This is a genomic window from Motilimonas sp. E26, assembly GCF_021278025.1.
In the GTDB taxonomy this organism is placed as follows: domain Bacteria; phylum Pseudomonadota; class Gammaproteobacteria; order Enterobacterales; family CBDFNC01; genus Motilimonas.
Genome location: NZ_JAIBHJ010000027.1, coordinates 19,624 through 38,260, shown reverse-complemented (window position 1 = coordinate 38,260; position 18,637 = coordinate 19,624). Strand labels below are relative to the sequence as shown.

Annotated in this window: 13 protein-coding genes; 4 read left to right on the top strand and 9 right to left on the bottom strand. The window is 45.3% G+C overall.

Annotated features, from left to right (window positions below; genetic code table 11):
* Positions 1–31 precede the first annotated feature (31 nt).
* From ccoP to ccoN, 4 genes are read right to left on the bottom strand one after another with little or no spacing between them, the layout of a single operon-like run.
* Positions 32–1,006 (bottom strand): cytochrome-c oxidase, cbb3-type subunit III, encoded by a 975-nt coding sequence (ccoP, locus tag K1M91_RS17675; RefSeq protein ID WP_232803583.1) that lies wholly within the window; start codon positions 1,004–1,006, stop codon positions 32–34.
* Positions 1,006–1,197, bottom strand: coding sequence for a cbb3-type cytochrome c oxidase subunit 3 (locus tag K1M91_RS17670; protein WP_232803582.1), 192 nt, complete (start codon positions 1,195–1,197; stop codon positions 1,006–1,008). The genes ccoP and K1M91_RS17670 overlap by 1 nt, the downstream gene beginning before the upstream one ends.
* A gap of 11 nt (positions 1,198–1,208) precedes the next feature.
* Positions 1,209–1,847, bottom strand: a complete 639-nt coding sequence (ccoO, locus tag K1M91_RS17665; protein ID WP_232803581.1) for a cytochrome-c oxidase, cbb3-type subunit II — start codon at positions 1,845–1,847, stop codon at positions 1,209–1,211.
* A gap of 12 nt (positions 1,848–1,859) precedes the next feature.
* The gene (gene ccoN, locus K1M91_RS17660; protein ID WP_232803580.1) at positions 1,860–3,287 is read right to left on the bottom strand and encodes a cytochrome-c oxidase, cbb3-type subunit I; all 1,428 of its coding nucleotides are present in this window, start codon (positions 3,285–3,287) and stop codon (positions 1,860–1,862) included.
* Positions 3,288–3,577: 290 nt separating this feature from the next.
* Here ccoN and K1M91_RS17655 point away from each other — a divergent pair, with 290 nt between their 5' ends.
* Positions 3,578–4,069, top strand: coding sequence for a hypothetical protein (locus tag K1M91_RS17655; RefSeq protein WP_232803579.1), 492 nt, complete (start codon positions 3,578–3,580; stop codon positions 4,067–4,069).
* Between the two features lie 61 nt (positions 4,070–4,130).
* Here K1M91_RS17655 and K1M91_RS17650 read toward each other — a convergent pair whose 3' ends face one another.
* From K1M91_RS17650 to K1M91_RS17635, 4 genes are read right to left on the bottom strand one after another with little or no spacing between them, the layout of a single operon-like run.
* Positions 4,131–5,126 carry an NAD-dependent epimerase/dehydratase family protein gene (locus K1M91_RS17650; RefSeq protein ID WP_232803578.1) on the bottom strand — a complete coding sequence of 332 codons (996 nt, stop codon included), beginning with the start codon at positions 5,124–5,126 and terminating at the stop codon, positions 4,131–4,133.
* Positions 5,123–6,853: a fatty acid CoA ligase family protein gene (locus K1M91_RS17645; protein WP_348983277.1), complete on the bottom strand. Its 1,731-nt coding sequence runs from the start codon at positions 6,851–6,853 to the stop codon at positions 5,123–5,125. Before K1M91_RS17645 ends, K1M91_RS17650 begins: the two co-directional genes overlap by 4 nt.
* Positions 6,846–7,727 (bottom strand): alpha/beta fold hydrolase, encoded by an 882-nt coding sequence (locus K1M91_RS17640; RefSeq protein ID WP_232803577.1) that lies wholly within the window; start codon positions 7,725–7,727, stop codon positions 6,846–6,848. The genes K1M91_RS17645 and K1M91_RS17640 overlap by 8 nt, the downstream gene beginning before the upstream one ends.
* A complete protein-coding gene (locus K1M91_RS17635; protein WP_232803576.1) occupies positions 7,727–8,776 on the bottom strand; it encodes a 3-oxoacyl-ACP synthase III in 1,050 nt (349 codons plus the stop codon). The genes K1M91_RS17640 and K1M91_RS17635 overlap by 1 nt, the downstream gene beginning before the upstream one ends.
* Before the next feature lie 214 nt (positions 8,777–8,990).
* Between K1M91_RS17635 and K1M91_RS17630 the strand changes: the two genes are divergently transcribed.
* Complete coding sequence (locus tag K1M91_RS17630) at positions 8,991–9,422, top strand: thioesterase family protein (protein WP_232803575.1); 432 nt, start codon at positions 8,991–8,993, stop codon at positions 9,420–9,422.
* A 24-nt stretch (positions 9,423–9,446) separates the two neighbouring features.
* On the opposite strand, the gene K1M91_RS17625 is transcribed toward K1M91_RS17630, so the two are convergent.
* A complete protein-coding gene (locus K1M91_RS17625; protein WP_232803574.1) occupies positions 9,447–10,238 on the bottom strand; it encodes a 4'-phosphopantetheinyl transferase superfamily protein in 792 nt (263 codons plus the stop codon).
* A gap of 211 nt (positions 10,239–10,449) precedes the next feature.
* Here K1M91_RS17625 and K1M91_RS17620 point away from each other — a divergent pair, with 211 nt between their 5' ends.
* Together K1M91_RS17620 and K1M91_RS17615 are read left to right on the top strand one after the other, a co-directional pair.
* Positions 10,450–11,184: a transcriptional regulator gene (locus tag K1M91_RS17620; RefSeq protein WP_232803573.1), complete on the top strand. Its 735-nt coding sequence runs from the start codon at positions 10,450–10,452 to the stop codon at positions 11,182–11,184.
* A gap of 56 nt (positions 11,185–11,240) precedes the next feature.
* On the top strand, positions 11,241–18,632 hold the full coding sequence (locus K1M91_RS17615; protein WP_232803572.1) for a type I polyketide synthase: 7,392 nt from the start codon (positions 11,241–11,243) through the stop codon (positions 18,630–18,632).
* The last annotated feature ends 5 nt before the right edge of the window (positions 18,633–18,637 follow it).

Sequence of the window (18,637 nt, the reverse complement as noted above, 5' to 3'; positions counted from 1 at the left end):
AAAATTCGGGGTTTTGAGCAAGATTTAATATTTATTCTTTTTCGTTTGAAAGAGAGTAAACATAGGCAGCGATGATATGTACTTTATCTTCACCTAAAATATCTTTCCACGCTGGCATAACACCATTACGGCCATGTAGCAGTGTGGTTTCAACATCTTTGCGGCTACCGCCATATAACCAAACGTTGTCGGTTAGATTAGGTGCACCTAAAGCTTGCATGCCTTTACCATCCGCACCGTGACAGCCCATACAGGTACCGAATAATTCTTTACCTTTTTGAGCCTCAATCGCGTTCACTTTACGGCCGCTTAGGCTAAGCACATAAGATGTTAGGTTAGTTAAACCTTCTTTATCCAGTTGCTCTTCACTTAGTAGGCCGCGAATTGGCATGTTACCTTTACGACCTTCCATTAGCGTTGTCTTAATGATATCGCCAGTACCGCCGTATAACCAATCATTATCCGTTAGGTTAGGGAAGCCTTTCGCGCCACGAGCATCAGAGCCATGACATTGAGCACAGTTCTGCAAGAATAAACGTTGGCCAACTTTTACCGCTTCAGTATTATTAGCAACTTCTTCAACAGGCAAGTACTGTCCTTGCGCATCATGAGTTAAACCTTTAAATACTTCGCCATATAATTCATCGGCCTTATTCATTTCACGTTGATATTGCGAAGTAGACGTTGCAGCACGGTTAATGGAGTCCTGTTTTGACACAATATCCTGATCAGCACTGGTCCAGCCCAACAAGCCGTTACCAAAACCACCAAAAGAAGGGAACATTAATACGTAAACTAACGCCCCAACAATAGTGAAAACAAACAAGCCAACCCACCATTTAGGTAAACCAGTGTTTAGTTCTTCGATGCCATCGAAAGTATGTCCCATGGACTCACCTTCTTGAACACCCATTTTGTCTTTTGCACACCAGTACAAAATAACCGCACAACCTATAATCACAGTAAGAGTGATTACGGTTATCCAAATACTCCAAAAAGTACTCATTATAAATTCGCTCCTGCGTTTTTATTGTCGGCACTTGGCTTATTGGCAAACTTTTCATCATCGGCAAACACGAGGTTTGCCGCTTCATCAAAAGAAGGCTTGCGTTTATTGCTATAAGCCCAGGCGATAATGCCAATAAAGATTACAATTAAAAATCCGGTATATAAGCCACTGAATGTTCCGTAATCCATATTAACTACCTTTATTTAAGTGCATGACCAAGAGACTGAAGATAAGCAATTAAGGCATCCATTTCTGTTTTACCTTTAACTGCATCAGAAGCTGCCGCAATATCTTGCGCTGAATACAAAGGAATTTCATTCCCTTGTTCATCAGTATGCCAGCTACCTTTCGTCAACATGTTGAAGACTTCCATCTTCTTAGCGGTCAATTGGCCGTCTAATTCATTTACCTCTAACCAAGGGAAAGCAGGCATATTAGATTCCGGCACAACCGAGCGAGGATCGATTAAGTGAGCACGATGCCAATCATCCGAGTAACGCTGTCCAACACGCGCTAAGTCTGGGCCAGTACGTTTAGATCCCCATAAAAATGGGTGTTCCCAAACGTGTTCACCAGCCACACTATAGTGACCGTAGCGTTCTGTTTCACTACGAAACGGGCGGATCATTTGGCTGTGGCATACAGTACAACCTTCACGGATATAGATGTCACGGCCTTCTAGTTCAAGCGCACTATAAGGACGCAGGCCTTCAATTGGCTGGGTGGTTTCTTTTTGGAAAATAAGCGGGGTAATTTCCGCTAGGCCACCAAAACTGATTGCAATTACAATCAAAATAGCCATCAAGCCAATGTTCTTTTCGACTTTTTCATGTTTCATTATGGCTACTCCTTATGCTGGTTGCGGTGCAGGCTGCAAAGAGCCTTTAGGTGCAACAATTGTCTTATAAGCATTGTATGCCATAAGCAACATGCCCGATAAGAAGATAGCGCCGCCTAAGAAACGAACGAAATAGAACGGGTACGAGGCTTGCAGTGATTCAACAAAGCTGTAAGTCAACGTACCGTCAGCGTTCACCGCACGCCACATCAAGCCCTGCATTACACCAGAAATCCACATTGCAACGATATAAAGCACAGTACCTACTGTTGCTAACCAGAAATGCACATTCACTAATTTGGTGCTATACATATTGCCTTGGCCAAATAGATTCGGGATCAGATGGTAAACGGCGCCAATAGATACCATTGCCACCCAGCCTAGTGCACCAGAGTGTACGTGGCCAATGGTCCAATCGGTATAGTGAGACAGGGCATTAACCGTTTTTATTGCCATCATCGGGCCTTCGAAGGTAGACATACCGTAGAAAGACAATGAAACAATAAGGAAACGCAAGATAGGGTCATAACGCAATTTATGCCATGCGCCTGATAGCGTCATAATACCATTGATCATACCACCCCAAGATGGAGCGAAAAGAATCAAAGACATTACCATACCAAGGGACTGAGCCCAGTCAGGTAAAGCAGTATAGTGCAGATGGTGAGGACCCGCCCAGATATAAACCGAGGTTAACGCCCAGAAATGCACAATGGATAAACGGTATGAGTAAACAGGACGGCCAGCTTGTTTTGGCACAAAGTAATACATCATACCCAAGAAACCAGCGGTTAATAAGAAACCTACGGCGTTATGGCCGTACCACCACTGTACCATGGCGTCTACTGCACCAGCGTACACAGAGTAAGACTTCATCATTGCCACAGGCACTGCCGCACTGTTAACAATATGAAGGACTGCTACTGTGATGATAAATGCACCAAAGAACCAGTTGGCAACGTAGATATGCGATGTCTTACGTTTGACGATCGTGCCAAAGAACACCACCGCATACATCACCCAGACAACCGCGATAAGAATATCGATAGGCCATTCAAGCTCGGCATATTCTTTACTTGTGGTGTAACCCATAGGTAAAGTGATGGCAGCCAATAAGATCACTAATTGCCAGCCCCAGAACACAGCTTGTGCCAGAGGACCACCAAACAATCTTGTTTGACAGGTACGTTGTACCACGTAAAAGGAGGTTGCCATCAAAGCACAAACACCGAAAGCAAAAATTACGGCATTGGTGTGAAGAGGGCGTAAACGGCTATAAGTTAGCCAAGGGGTCTCGAAGTTTAATGCTGGCCAAATTAATTGGGCTGCAATTAACACACCGAGACTCATGCCAACAATACCCCAGATGATAGTCATCACGGTAAATTGGCGTACAACTGTGTAGTTGTAGTCAGGTTGAGTTTCTATATGGCTTGTCATTTTATTATGCTTCCACTGCTGTCCATTGTTACCACGTAAATTAAAGGTTATTCACGAAACAATTAGCAAATATGTGCCTTACATTAAAACTGGCTACCCCGCACTTTGTAAAGATTAGGAGTTTTAAAAACACGATATTCGGTGCGAATTCTACTGCAGAAAGCGATACAATGACAGTCAGACTGAGGCTAAATTGTTAATGGAGAACAAATTTGTTAACTATATCTGTCCAAGAAAACAGCAATTGATTAAAACCTACACAATATAGGGTTAATAGGAAGTTATTTGACATGAAGTTAGAGCTAAAAAGAGTCATACAAATTGTTTTTGTATTGGTGGTTTTAATCAGCGCCTTCTCCTACCGGACATATCAACAATCTAACCAAGAGCGCAATAGCCCTGCTATGCATCAGCCCAGTAAAGAATCAAATTTATGTGATTTCGCTCGCGGCTGTAAAGTGAATTTATCTAAGTTAAATGGCGTGGTCACGATCCAATCAGAGCAAGACGCACAGGTATTAGCCGAAACGCCGTTACCACTGTCGCTGACTCTTCCTCCTGGTGTCAGTATCAATAAAGCTGTATTAGTAGGTAAAGATATGTTTATGGGAACCATTCCGGTTATTTTTGAAGCGGGGCAGACCAACCAGTCTTGGCAAGGAGAGCTTCTATTGGGGGCATGCATTACCGAGAAAATGATCTGGCAAATGAAGTTAAGTTTAAGCCAAGCTGAAATAACTGAGGACGTTACTTTTGAATTTGAAATGCGTAATCATTACTAGTAACTAGGGTTTGTTGATCTTTTAGACAAGGTGTCCCCTCTCGAACAAAAATCAACAGACCCTAGGTCTTATTTGCTAACCAAGCTTCTAGCCTGAGCATTCCTTGCTTTAAATTGACTTGAGGAAGATAGCCAAAATCTTTTTTTGCTGCGCTGATATCAAACCAGTGTGCAGTGGATAATTGACGAGCGACAAATCGGGTCATGGCTGGCTCTTGTTTAATACTGAGCAATCCATAAACAGCTTCAAGTATTAGTCCTAAGGTGTAAGCAATACTCGCGGGGACACGTTTGTTTACTGGCGGTAAATCCGCTGCTGACAAAATATGATTGAGCATGACAGCCATGGTCACCGGCTCATCATTACTAATGAAATAAGCTTTCCCCGCGCACTTTGCTTCATTCTCAAGTTCAATTGCTGCTTGGTAGTGGGCAAGGGCAGCATTATCGACATAAACCGTATCTACTAACTTATCTTGTTTGCCCACCAAAGCCAATCGGCCTTGTTTAGCTTTGTTGATCACCCTTGGTACAAGATGTGGATCGCCAGGCCCCCAGATTAGATGAGGCCTTAAGCTTGTCGTCTTTAATTCAAAACTATTGGCTGCTAGCACCATTTTTTCAGCGGCTATCTTGGTTGAAGTATAATGATTAAGTGGATGAGCGCTGTAAGGCGCGGTTTCGTTAACGCCATTTTCGTCTTGACCAGAGAAAATAACACTGGGTGTACTGGTATAAATTAGACGTGGGATGCCAAGATCAAAGCAAACTTCAAGGACATGTTTTGTGCCAGAAATATTGCTAGCGATGTAATCAGCTTCAGCACCCCACACACCGGCTTTAGAAGCAACATGAAACACGGTGTCACAGCCTTGAGCGGCATTTTCAATGGCTTGGTAGTCAATTAAATCGCCTTTAAAAATGATCGCGCCTAAATCTGAGAGCTCAGGGTTATCACGACGGATCAAAGCATGTACCTTGATCCCTTTGCTGATCAGTAGTTTGGTTAAGGCAAGGCCAAGAAACCCACCGGCACCAGTGACTAATACAGTCTTCATTGTTTATTCACCTGATTAATAGACACAAGTGGTAGTTGGTCAATTTGTTGTTGCGCCCAAACGGCTAGTTTTTCTCGGAATATTTTTGCGTTATGCCGAACATCTACCGGAAAACTTGGATGAACTAAAAACTGACTTATTATTTTAGTGTGAGGATGTTGCATCCCTATTAATGCTAACTCTCTAAACAAAACTTTTTCATCATTGTTCTTAGTGGCATCTGGTTTGAGCTCCACACAAAGAACTGGCCATTTTACCCCTTTCTTTATTACGCCTACTAATGCAGTGCGGTTCACTAAAGGATGTAGATTAAATATTCGCTCACAACATAAGGTATAAAGTTCAGTTTCTAATAAGGTAACACGGTGACTTTTACGACCACACATCCATAGCCGGCCAAATGAATCTAAATAGCCAACATCACCCATGCGGTGGTAAAACCCACCTTGTATCTCATCTTGTATTTTTGCTAATGCGGTTGCCTTATCACGCTCGAAATAACGAGGGGAAACAACAGGACCTTTGACACAAATTTCACCAATTTCACCGGGAGCAGCAAGCTTCGCTTGCCCCATTCGCTCAACTTCCAGGTCTGTGATCTTGATGATTTTGATGTCTATACCCGCCACAGTCGAACCAACACAAATGCCACCGCCCTGATCTGTGATATCTTGAGTCTCGCTCAAGAGTTCGTGGCTACCAATTTTACTAATAGGTAAAGACTCCGTTGCCCCGTAAGAGGTCCACACTTGAGTTGTTTCATTTAATAACTGTTCAAATCGCGCTATCGAAGCTGGGGTGGCGGGGGCGCCGGCCGAAATGACCCGTTTTAAAGTGTCTAGCTTGCGATTGCTTTGTGAGCCAGCACGGCCAAGCACATCCATTAATGCAGGGTTGGCAAATAAATTACTGCACTTGTAACGTTCTATCGCGGCAAATATATATTCTGGTCTAGCCTTAATAGGTTTGCTTGCGTCCATATCGGGAATAATTGACGCCATGCCTAAGGCGGGTCCAAATAAGGCAAATAAAGGGAAGGTTGCTAGGTCTCGCTCACCCGGCGCGATACCATAATCACCTTTTAAAGCGTGAATTTGGGCGTTAAACATACCATGGCTATACACCACACCTTTAGGCACGCCCGTACTGCCACTGGTAAACAAGATGGCAGCCATCGCATTAGGTTTAAGCGTAATCGATTCAAAAGCGAAGTCTTGTTTAACCTTTTGCTTTAATTTACTGAGTCGAGCACAATAGCCTAATTGCCCAACAGTAATATTCAAGCGCAGCGTGCTCTTGCCCCAACCAAATAATACACGTGCAATATGCGCTTTATCTATGCCGATAAACACATCGGGTTTCGCTTCTTCAAAACACTGCTTTAAATTTTTAATGCCCATGCCTGGGTCAACAAAAATCGGAATTGCGCCAAGGCGAAAAAGGGCAAAAGTAAGAGCAAAAAAATCCACACTAGGGGTGACCATCAGCACCACTTTATCGCCAGCATTTACCCCTTTGTGGTGAAGTGCCCAAGCGCATAAATTCGTTTCTGCTTCTAATTGTGCAAAGTTAAGCTCAGTGTAATGTGCCACCTTGCCAAAAAAAGAGTGTGTTTGAATAGCAATGGCTAATGCGCTTGGTTGCTGGCCGGCCATGTCCGTTAAGTGATTGGCAATATTAGTGTGTATTGCCAAGTCTTGCTGCGAACCTTTTTGTGTCTTAGTCACGACGGATAAATTCACTAATCAATGGAATGATGTCTTTGGCCGCGTCTTGTAATACATAATGACCACAGTCTGGATATTCATGTGCTTCAGCCTGGGGGAAGTGACGTTTCCATTGCGCTAAAAAGTGTTTATCAAACACGAAGTCTTGCAAACCAAAGCCTAAGAATACGGGAGTATCAGCAAATTGACTCAGGCTCGCTTCGATATTGCTGACTAAATCGTATGCCTTGTCGCCAGGCTCAAGCGGAATATCTTGGACAAAACGAACGGTGGCAATCCGGTTTTGCCAGTTGTTATATGGTGCGACAAAAGCCTGACGTACATCGGCAGGCATGGGCGCACGTTTTACGCCGATATAGGATGCTAGGGAGCTAAAAGCATTAAATCGACGGATCAAAAACTCGCCGATGGCAGTATTACGGCCCATAAATAAGCGCTTTGGCAATTTTTTTGCCTTTGGCATATGAAAGGCTGCGGTATTGAGTGCGACGATTTTTTTGATCTGTTTAGGGTGGCGAGCGGCGTAACCCATACCAATCATGCCGCCCCAATCATGTACAACTAAGGTAATATTTTTGTTTACACCTAAGTGCTGTAACAGCGCTTCTAAGTCGTCAATACGCGATTTAAGGGTGTACTCGTAATGAGCGTCATCAGGTTTATCCGATAGTCCCATACCAATATGATCAGGTACAATCGTTTGAAAATTTTGTTTAAGTTCGGCAACAAGCTCTCGGTAATAATAGCTCCAGCTAGGATTGCCGTGCACCATCACAACAGGATCGCCACTGCCTTCATTGATGTAGTGGTATTTTAGGCCGTTGCGGTCAAGATAATTGGCTGGGTAAGGTGAATATTCTGCTGCTGTTTTCATTACCAAGTTAACCCCAACATCATACAATTTAAGCCGCTGCCAATACCAAGAAAGCCGACTTTGTCGCCTGCATTTAAAAAACCTTGTTCATGGGCTAGTGCTGCGGTGGCGGGTAGCGAAACGGTGCCCATGTTGCCGAGTTTTTGATAACTCGGAAATTCTTTATCTTGGCTAATATTCAACGCTTCAAGCACATTTTTTCGGTTGGCAGAGCCCACTTGATGGCAAATCACTTTGTTAATTTGCTCGGCTTGCCAGCCTGCGTTATCTAAAAATTCCACCCACGTTTGCTGAGCAAGTGCCACGCCATGTTTTAGTAATGAAACCGCGTCAGTGCGCATGTTTTCCTTAAACAGTCCTTTGGCGGTTTCTTCCATGCCCCAATAACATAAGTCGTAGTGTTCAGGTGCACTTAAAGTGGTTGCCGACTCTAACTTGTGTTGTCGTTTACTGTTGAGATTAAATGAGCCATCGGTGAGTAATACCGCTACCGCGCCTGAGCCACCTGTTAAGGTTGCTAACCCTGCGGCAAAATTCTGCATACTTGGATTGGCGACCATTTTTGCGATGGTCGTATCTACTATGTCTCTGGCTGATTCACACGACACTACCAATCCCGCTTTTATCTGGCCCAGTTCAATTCGATTAGCAATATCCAACATGCCACTGAGTACGCCTAAGCAAGCATTGCTAATGTCATAAATACTGGCTTTATTTTTAATGCCTAATTCAGCAGCTATGCGACAAGCCGTTGCAGGCTCATGCTGGTCACGGCATACACCGGTATAAACCAAGGCACCGATGTCGTCAGATAAAATACCCGTTTCGTTAATCGCTTTTTTTGCTGCGGCAATTGCACCGTCACTCACTTTGGTATGCATTGGCCACCAACGACGCTCTTCAATGCCCGTTAATACGGCCAATTGGCCTTTGGGTATACGAAATTTATCGTAGATAGGCGCTAATCTGGTTTCTAAGCTTTCGCTGGAAACAGCAATTGGTGCGAGCTCATAAGCAATGCTATTAACATAGACGTTGGAGTAATTCATCTGAATGGATAAAGCCTTATCTTAAATCGGTCGATAAAAAAAACGGCTCATTGGAACAAGAAAAAAAATAAGATGCAATGTTTTGTGCCGTTTAATGTCATGCAAGTGGTCTTTCTTTGATTTATCGCTGAATAATTAGCCACCCAAATATCTCTACTTGAAGCAAAAGCGGGGATTGTTTATAACCCATAGCTTCTATGTTACAGGCGACGCGATGAAAAGTATGCAAACTAAAACAGATGTTAGGTTAAGCGCCGAGTTTAATTTTCCGGTGCAAATTTATTATGAAGATACCGATTTTTCGGGAGTGGTTTATCATCCAAACTTTTTAAAATATTTTGAACGTGCACGAGAACATGTCATTGGCGCGAACGTGTTGCAACAACTCTGGCATGAGCAAGGGATCGGCTTCGCCGTTTATAAAACCAATATGGGGTGTTTCGAGGGGGTAGAATTCGCCGACATCATCGATGTGCGTACCCGTTTCTATTTTGATGGCCCATATCGCTCTATTTGGTTACAAGAAATATGGCGGCCAAACGCCACAAAGGCAGCCGTAACGGCTGAAATTGAAATGGTTTGTATGAATAAAGCTCGCAGCCTTTGCCCACTACCTCAAGAAGTGATCGCCTTGTTAGCAACATGAGCGTCGTTAAACAAGGCTAAAGGATTAATCCCATTCAATGTATTCTAATGAGATGGGGTTAGCGTGATCTTGGGTAATGGCAAAATGAACATTAGGTTTAATGATAAACCATTGACTGTACATTTCTCGCATCGGCACTCGCTTACGCAGTTTCATGCCATTTTTTGGGTCAAACACTTCTTTTACATCAAAGATACGAACGGGCACATGGCCGTACTCGGTTAGTAAGTCTTTGGGATCGTGATCAACATTAATATCCGAGAGTTTCATTCTCAAACCACTGCCAATGGCTTTGACACTGGCTTCTTTTATCGTCCAGAGATGGTAAAAGAAAGTCTGCCGGTCTTCCTTTGGTAACGAATCCATTAAAGCCACTTCGCTCATCGAGTAGTAATTTTCTGCAATGGTTAAGTAATCGAGTTCCTCGTTATGTACCTCTATGTCCAAGCCGATGAGATCTTTGTGAAAAGCCACAGCAACGTAAGGGTAGCTGTACGAAAAACTAAAACGCGGTAAAACCAAGTTATTTAGGCGATCTAATCGACCTTGTAAAATTGCTTGTCCCATAGCATTGTTTTCGATATGCCAATGCAAATGGTTAATTTTTGGATGCATTAGTTTCAAAGCGTAGCGTAATAACATGCGGCTAAGTAACCGAGAATTATTCTTTTCGGGGTTCTTAGATTGGGATAGCGCGGTAATTTCCTCCGCTGTGCACCATATTGTTGATAGCTCATTAAAGGCTTGTTCGGGAATTTTACTGATATCGGAGTAAATGACTTCCACTCTGGCGCGATCCAGATCATATTTTGACATTATTTTTCCCCTTAAAAACCCAAAAAATGGGTTTATTTTAATTCCACTTGTTCCGGCAGATTGTTTCGTTTGCTTGAGTCATGTAATCTGGCAGCGTTTTTAATATCGAATAATTCTCCTAAAGATAACTTTAGCAAAGAACCGGCAAACCCACTGTATTTGAGGAATAAATGGTAAATTATTGTTTCAGCAACAGGTTTAGTTATAAAGCATGACAGAGAAACGCCATGCCAACGCGACAACTACGCCTGAAATGCGTGAATTCATCCAGACATCAGACCTACCTGTGGCCAAACTTGCTCGTATTTTAAATATCAGTGAAGCCACCGTTCGTAAATGGAAAAAACGCGAAAACGTTAATGATGCGTCCAATATTCCTATAAAGTTGAACACAACTCTCACTCCGCCACAGGAATATGTGGTGGTGCAGCTCAAGTTAATTTTACAATTCAGCCTCAACAAATTACTGCTGGTAACACAACAACATATTAACCCTCAAGTATCCCGGTCGGGCCTTGCTCGTTGTTTAAAGCGCCACGGTGTGTCGCAAATAGATGAAACTGATTCACCTAAAATCAGCTCTGGTCAATTTGATCAGCTGCGCATTGGCGATGAAGCCGATCGGTGTCAGCACTTTTCCATCAACCATCAAACGTTAGCCCATGCCTTAGAGCTCACAGGTGATGCTAAGCAGCCTGTTGTGCATGTCATGGCGCAGCCAGTTCCTGAACAATATAGCCAAGGTGAGACGCTTAATATGTTTGTTGCCAGTGACCCACAAAGTGATTGGGCCTATGTCGATATTTACAGCGATAGCGCAAAAGCGGCGTCAACTCGCTATATGAAATACGTTCTTCGCCACGCGCCATTTCATATGAGGCGAACACTGGCAGAAAATTATCATGTGTTTAAACAAAAATTCGGCAATAAAACCATTTTCAATTAATGGCATACGTCGTGTTTAAATCACCAAATTAGAATGAGAAAACAAAGAGAAGCTTAATGTCGACAACATTGTTGAAATCAGAGTTGAAACCCGAACAAGACAGTAAATCACCCATTGCCATCGTTGGCATGGCATCCTTGTTTGCCGAATCGGCACATCTAGATGCTTACTGGGATCTGATCCGCAATAAAGTGGATGCGATCATTGATGTACCAGCGAGCCGTTGGCACATTGATGACTACTTTGACAGTGACAAAAGCTCACCTGACAAAGTGTACTGCCGCCGTGGAGGCTTTATTCCAGACATCGACTTCGATCCGATGGAATATGGCTTACCGCCAAATATTCTGGAGTTGACCGATACCTCACAATTATTGTCATTGGTGGTGGCCAAGGACGCATTAGCCGATGCAGGATTAAGTGACGCATCGCCCGAGTTACGCAATAAAATTGGTGTCGTACTTGGCGTGGGCGGCGGCCAAAAAATCAGCCACAGCTTAAATGCACGTTTGCACTATCCAGTGCTGAAAAAGGTTTTGCTTAATAGCGGTGTGAGTGAGGAAGATGCCTCGCTCGTGGTCGAAAAATTCAAAAGCCAATATGTCCATTGGGAAGAAAACTCATTTCCTGGTTCCTTAGGCAATGTGATCGCGGGACGGATCGCCAACCGTTTCGATTTAGGTGGTATGAACTGCGTGGTGGATGCTGCTTGTGCCGGCTCATTAGCCGCGACCAAAATGGCGTTATCAGAATTATGGGAAGGCCGTGCAGACGTGATGATCACCGGCGGCGTGTGTACCGATAACTCGCCGCAAATGTACATGAGTTTTTCCAAAACACCTGCCTTTACCGAAAATTCCGTGATCCAACCATTTGATAAAGATTCCAAAGGCATGATGATCGGCGAGGGGATCGGTATGGTGGTGCTAAAACGCCTTGCTGACGCTGAGCGCGATGGTGACCGTATCTATGCCGTAGTGAAAGGAGTCGGCACGTCATCGGATGGTAAATTTAAGAGCATTTATGCGCCGCGCCCTGAAGGCCAAGCGAAAGCATTAAATCGTGCTTACGCTGACGCAGGTTTTGCGCCACATACGGTCGGCTTAATTGAAGCTCATGGCACCGGCACTGCGGCGGGAGACGTGGCTGAGTTTGAAGGGTTACGTCAAGTTTTTAGCCAAGATAACCCTAATAAGCAACATATAGCATTAGGCAGTGTGAAATCGCAGATAGGCCATACTAAGTCGACCGCAGGCACGGCAGGCTTTATTAAAGCGGCATTGGCGCTGCATCATAAGGTGCTGCCGCCAACCATTAACGTTAATGAACCTAATCCGAAAATGGATTTGCCAAATACACCATTTTATTTAAGTACTGAAACGCGCCCTTGGATCAGTAATGGTATACCGCGCCGCGCGGGCATTAGCTCATTCGGTTTTGGTGGCACCAATTATCATGTTGCCCTTGAAGAGTACACGCCAGAGCATCAAGGCTCGTATCGTATGCACCGCGTTGGCATTAGCCTATTATTTAGTCGTGCAACACCAACAGAGTTAGTTGCAGACGTACGCCAGGTGGTGAGCCAATTTTCAGCAGGCGAACTGACTTTAAGCTGTTTACTAAATGAATACAGTGTTAAACCCGTAGCTAATGAACACGCCCGTTTCGGCGTTTGGCTTGACGCCAGTTTACCGGTTCAAGAGCAGCTTAACGCAGCCTTGGCTAAACTAAGTCAAAATAATGCCTCATCATGGCAGCAACAAAACCTATTTTATCGACCTTCGGCGCAGGAGATGACAGGTAAAATAGTGGCACTTTATAGCGGTCAAGGATCTCAGTATGTCAACATGGGGCAATCATTAGCGCTGAATTATCCGGAATATCGCACCACCCTAAGCCAATTTGACGCACTGTTGACAGAGCAAAATCAAAGCTCTTTATCGAGTGTTGTGATGCCAATCCCGGTATTCACAGCTGCGGAAAAGAAAGCGCAAACAACCGCGCTGCAAAATACCCGTTTTGCTCAACCTGCCATAGGCGCGTTAAGTTGGAGTTTGCATAAACTAATGCAAGGCGCAGGCTTTAAGGCTGACTTCACAGCAGGGCACAGTTTTGGTGAACTGACTGCACTTGCGGCCAGTGAAGTGATCAGCGAAGACGATTATTTGAAACTGTGTGTGGCGCGCGGCGCAGCGATGGCAAATACGCCAGCTGGGCAAGACTGTGGTGCCATGATGGCCGTTGTTTTTAAAGGTCTGACTGGTGATGAGCTTAGCGACCGCGTTAAAGCGCTTGAACAGCTAATTGAAAGCAATGACGAACTGTGGTTTGCCAACTTTAACTCTCCGACGCAAATAGTGGTGGCGGGTAGCAGTGGTGCGATAGATAAAGCAGTTAACGACCTTAAAGCACTTGGTATAAAAGGGGTTAAATTACCGGTTTCGGCGGCATTCCATACCCCGCTGGTGGAATTTGCCCAAGAGCCTTTTGCCAAGGTGATTGACAGCGTTAAATTTAACGCGCCTGTTAATACATTAACCGCCAATGGCAGCGGTAAAAACCACGCTAAAACCGGCGCTAAGATCAAGCAAAGCTTTAAAGAACATATGCTGAGTTCGGTACGTTTTACCGACCAAGTTAATGAGATTTACCAGCAGGGCGGTCGTGTCTTTATTGAGTTTGGGCCAAAAAATGTTTTGAGTCGTTTAGTGCAAGAAACATTAAGTGACAAAGAAGATGTGATTAGCATCGCCCTCAATGGCAGCAGTGATTGCAGTGATAAACAACTGCAATTGGCACACCTACAACTTGCTGTGTTGGGCTTGCCTGTGACTGCACTGGATAAATATGCCCTTGCACCAAAATCTGCGGCGAAAAAATCTTCACCGCTGAGTATTCGTTTAGGTGGGCAAAATTATCTCAGCGATGCAACCAAACAAAAAATGCAACAGGCTTTAACGCAAGGCCAAGTTAGCCAACCCGAGCCAAAAACCATTGAAGTGGTGAAACAGGTGGTAAAAGAAGTGATTAAAGAAGTGCCAGTCGCACCAAGTGCGCAATCAATTGAGCAAACGGCCCATACTCCCGCTATCAGCCCGATAGCCTCCGCTTTACTAGAGCAGCAGCAAACATTGGCTGCTAATATGGCGCAGTTTCAGCAACAGTTGCAGCAACAGCAAAATCAAAGTATTGCTTTGCAGCAACAGTTTCTAGAGCAACAAGCCCAGCTGAATAATCGATTGTTAGACTCGTTGTCTGGTATTGCCTCTAGCTCAAGAGCACCTGTTTCAGCGTCGCCGGTGCCACAGACCTCGGCCCCCGAGCAAGCGCCTGTTCAAGTGGAGACGGCTGTTAGCAATGAGCCAATTATGCCCAAGGCTTATCCTGTGATTACGCCTGTAGCTGAGCCCATTCCCACGCCAAGTGTGTCAGTGACACCAACCGCTAGCTTAAGCGCCAGTGATGTTAACCAAACCATGTTAAATGTGGTGGCCGATAAAACCGGTTACCCTGCTAACATGCTTGAGCTAAGCATGGACATGGAAGCCGACTTAGGCATTGATTCAATTAAGCGCGTAGAGATTTTAGGCACGGTGCAGGACCAACTGCCAAGTTTACCGGTACTCAATCCAGAAGATTTAGCGGAGCTGCGCACCTTAGGTGAAATTGTGACCTACATGCAGGCGCAACTGGGTGAAGTTGTCACAACTACTGTATCTGATGTTCCAGTTACAGCACCCGTGCAAACCTCTTCAGTCAGTCTCAGCCTAGAAACGATTAATGAAACCATGCTCGCCGTGGTGGCCGATAAAACCGGTTACCCAGCTAATATGCTTGAGCTAAGCATGGACATGGAAGCCGATTTAGGCATCGATTCCATCAAGCGCGTAGAAATCTTAGGCACAGTACAAGACCAACTGCCAAGCTTGCCCGCGCTGAACCCAGAAGATTTAGCCGAGCTGCGCACCTTAGGTGAGATTGTGGCTTATATGCAGGCGCAATTAGGCGACGTTGCTGTTGTTCAAGCAGCGGCTGAAACCGCCCCTGCGACACTCAGCTTAGAAACCATCAATCAAACCATGCTCGCCGTGGTAGCCGATAAAACCGGTTACCCAGCCAATATGCTTGAGCTAAGCATGGACATGGAAGCCGATTTGGGTATTGATTCCATCAAGCGCGTAGAAATCTTAGGCACAGTACAAGACCAACTGCCAAGCTTGCCCGCGCTTAATCCAGAAGATTTAGCGGAGCTGCGCACTTTAGGTGAAATCGTCGCTTACATGCAGGCGCAATTAGGTGATGTTGCCGCAGTGAATGTGCCAGCTGAAACTGCCTCTGTGGCACTCAGTCTAGAAACCATCAATCAGACCATGCTCGCCGTGGTAGCCGATAAAACCGGTTACCCCGCCAATATGCTTGAGTTAAGTATGGACATGGAAGCCGATTTAGGCATCGATTCCATCAAACGGGTGGAAATCTTAGGCACAGTACAAGATCAACTGCCAAGCTTGCCTGCGCTCAATCCTGAAGACTTAGCCGAGCTGCGCACCTTAGGTGAAATTGTCGCTTACATGCAGGCGCAACTAGGTGACGTTGAACCTGCCTCTGCGCAACCAAGCACCGATCTAAGCTTAGAAGCAATTAATGAAACCATGCTAAATGTGGTGGCCGATAAAACGGGCTACCCAGCTAATATGCTAGAGCTGAGTATGGACATGGAAGCCGATTTAGGTATCGACTCAATTAAGCGCGTGGAAATTCTCGGTACAGTGCAAGACCAACTGCCAGCATTGCCTGCGCTCAACCCAGAAGATTTAGCCGAGTTGCGCACCTTAGGTGAAATCGTTGCCTACATGCAGTCGCAGTTAGGCGAGGGTGAGCTGATTCAGCCACAAGCTAATGTGACAGATAACAGTGATAAGGAGCAGACAAAGGTCCCTTTTCAATATGCCCTGATGAGTCCAATAGCTGCGCCAAAGCCAGCTAGTACTAAGGCGCGTCAGGGCCAAGTAATTTTACTGACCGATGATGGCCATAACACTGGCATTATCGCGGAAAAATTACTAGCCAAGGGGCTAGTACCCGTGGTGGTGAGCTTTCCTAAGTCATTAATAAAAGCCAGCTCAGCTTTAAACAGCAAAATTGAGCGCCGCGCGCTTGATGAAGTTAGCGAAGCCACAGTGGCCGCGTTTTGCCAAGATTTAATCGTCAGTTACCCTGAGCTACAAGGTTTTGTACACTTGCAACCAAACGACTTTAAAGTGGCAAAACATGAAGCGCAAAGCCAGCAGTTATTGGCGGCGGTGTTTTTATTCGCTAAAAACTTAAAAGCACAACTCGCCAAGCCTGAGCACTGTTTTATTACCGTGGCACGAGGCGATGGCGGTTTAGGTTATGCGTCTGGTTTGGCGAATACAGAGCTGATGCAAATGGGATTGTCAGGTTTATGTAAAACTTTAAAGCAGGAATGGCCGCAAACCTTGTGTCGCGCGCTGGATATCGCGCCCGGCATTGAAGGCAGTGAATTAGCAAGTCTGTTATTCGACGAGATCCTCGACAGTGACGTCGTGCTAAGTGAAGTAGCAATCAACTCAAAAGGCCGCTTTACCTTAGTGCCGCAAGCTAATACTGAGGTATCAGCTGAGCGTCAAACTGACTGCACGCCGACACCAGCAGATGTGTTTATTGTGAGTGGCGGCGCGAAAGGGGTGACTCATGCCTGTGTGCTTGAGCTAGCAAAACGCTATCAAGCTAAATTTGTTCTGCTTGGCCGCTCTGAGCCGATTACTATTCCTGCTTGGGCGCAAGGTTTAACTCAAGCTAACGAGTTACAACAAGCGGCGTTAGGGCATTGCCAAGCGATTGGCGAAAAAGCTACGCCAGCCAGCTTGAAAAAGATGATCCAACCTATCTTGTCGCAGCTGGAAATTAACGCCGGTCTTGAAGCGATCAGTGCCGTCGGAGGATTAGCAGAATACGTTGCTGCCGATGTCACTGATACTGCAGCGATAGCACGCGTAGTAGAACAAACCAAGATGACCTTAGGGCCGATCACTGGTTTGATCCACGGCGCTGGCGTATTAGCCGATGGCTTTATTGAGAACAAAAAACTCAGCGACTTTGAGCGCGTCTTTAACACTAAAGTAGCAGGACTGCAGGCGTTATTGGCGGCTTTAGAGGTGGCGAGTTTAAAACACATCGCGCTGTTTTCGTCTGCCGCTGGTTTTTATGGCAACAAAGGTCAAGCTGATTACGCCATCGCTAATGAAATACTCAATAAAACGGCGTTGTCGTTAGCGCAGCAATATCCGCAAACGCGCGTGCTGAGCTTTAACTGGGGCCCTTGGGACGGTGGCATGGTCACACCTGAGCTAAAACGTATGTTTGAGCAACGCGGTGTATATGTGATCCCGATTGCTGGCGGTGCACAGTTATTTGCCGATCAAATCAGTTGCGGCGCATTAGCTAATGTACAAGTGCTAGTTGGCACCGATATGGCTGGTGAAGCACCTGAGTCAGGAGTTGATGCAGCAAAAAAGCCACAGGTGCAGCAAGCAAGTAAACGCTTGTTGCACCTAGATAAACTGAAATCGGCAAAGTTGCACGACAAAAATGTGAGTGTTAAAACCATCGCGGTCGCGACTCATCCATTTTTGCTCGACCATCAGATAGCGGGCGCACCTGTGTTACCGACAGTGTTCGCTACCGGTTGGATGGTTGCTCAAGCCGAAACTTGGTTATCTGGCTTTACGGTAACGGCTGTACAGGATTACCGCTTGTTTAAAGGCGTGGTGCTGGCAGACGCCGATGCCAACGCGGAGTTAAACTTAACCCTTGAGTTAGTCAGCGATTCAGCGCATGAACGAGTGGTGGATGCACGTATAAGCAGCGAGCAAAATGGCCGTACTGTGTTTCATTATGGTGCGCAATTATGCATGTTAGCTAAAGGCCGCGTTGTTGCGCCAGCGGAGGTGTTGGATCTTGATCTGTTGGTTGATCAAGTAGCAAGTAAACCTACCTGGTATCAAGATGGCACCTTGTTTCATGGTCAGCGCTTTCAAGGCTTAACCGCAAGCTTGCAAATGGATCAACATGGCGCGCTATTTAGTGCGCAGATCCCAGCGCCTGAGGCCAGCTACTTTGGCGATTTTGCCAATACGAGCAGTGCGTTATTAGCAGACGATCTGTTGTATCAAGTCATGTTGGTCTGGGCAAAAGATCAGTTGGGCATGGCGAGTTTGCCTGTCGCAGCGGCCAAAGTTACATTTTACCAGCGACCAAAGGCCTACGAGACATTGTACCTGCAGCTAACGGTTGTAAAACAAACACACAGTGAATTGATTGCCGATATCGGCCTGTTTAATAAACAAGGCCAAGCACTGGTCGTGATGAGCCAAGGCAAAGTGGTGTTAAGCCAAAGCTTAGGTAAAAAACAGGGCATGAATTAATATTG

What these genes read in the sequence shown, in the direction of transcription:
- K1M91_RS17640 (WP_232803577.1), bottom strand. Translation starts at nt 7,727, where the DNA reads ATGAAAACAGCAGCAGAATATTCACCTTACCCAGCCAATTATCTTGAC.
- K1M91_RS17650 (WP_232803578.1), bottom strand. Translation starts at nt 5,126, where the DNA reads ATGAAGACTGTATTAGTCACTGGTGCCGGTGGGTTTCTTGGCCTTGCC.
- ccoN (WP_232803580.1), bottom strand. Translation starts at nt 3,287, where the DNA reads ATGACAAGCCATATAGAAACTCAACCTGACTACAACTACACAGTTGTA.
- K1M91_RS17630 (WP_232803575.1), top strand. Translation starts at nt 8,991, where the DNA reads ATGAAAAGTATGCAAACTAAAACAGATGTTAGGTTAAGCGCCGAGTTT.
- ccoP (WP_232803583.1), bottom strand. Translation starts at nt 1,006, where the DNA reads ATGAGTACTTTTTGGAGTATTTGGATAACCGTAATCACTCTTACTGTG.
- K1M91_RS17670 (WP_232803582.1), bottom strand. Translation starts at nt 1,197, where the DNA reads ATGGATTACGGAACATTCAGTGGCTTATATACCGGATTTTTAATTGTA.
- K1M91_RS17625 (WP_232803574.1), bottom strand. Translation starts at nt 10,238, where the DNA reads ATGTCAAAATATGATCTGGATCGCGCCAGAGTGGAAGTCATTTACTCC.
- K1M91_RS17655 (WP_232803579.1), top strand. Translation starts at nt 3,578, where the DNA reads ATGAAGTTAGAGCTAAAAAGAGTCATACAAATTGTTTTTGTATTGGTG.
- K1M91_RS17620 (WP_232803573.1), top strand. Translation starts at nt 10,450, where the DNA reads ATGACAGAGAAACGCCATGCCAACGCGACAACTACGCCTGAAATGCGT.
- ccoO (WP_232803581.1), bottom strand. Translation starts at nt 1,847, where the DNA reads ATGAAACATGAAAAAGTCGAAAAGAACATTGGCTTGATGGCTATTTTG.
- K1M91_RS17615 (WP_232803572.1), top strand. Translation starts at nt 11,241, where the DNA reads ATGTCGACAACATTGTTGAAATCAGAGTTGAAACCCGAACAAGACAGT.
- K1M91_RS17635 (WP_232803576.1), bottom strand. Translation starts at nt 8,776, where the DNA reads ATGAATTACTCCAACGTCTATGTTAATAGCATTGCTTATGAGCTCGCA.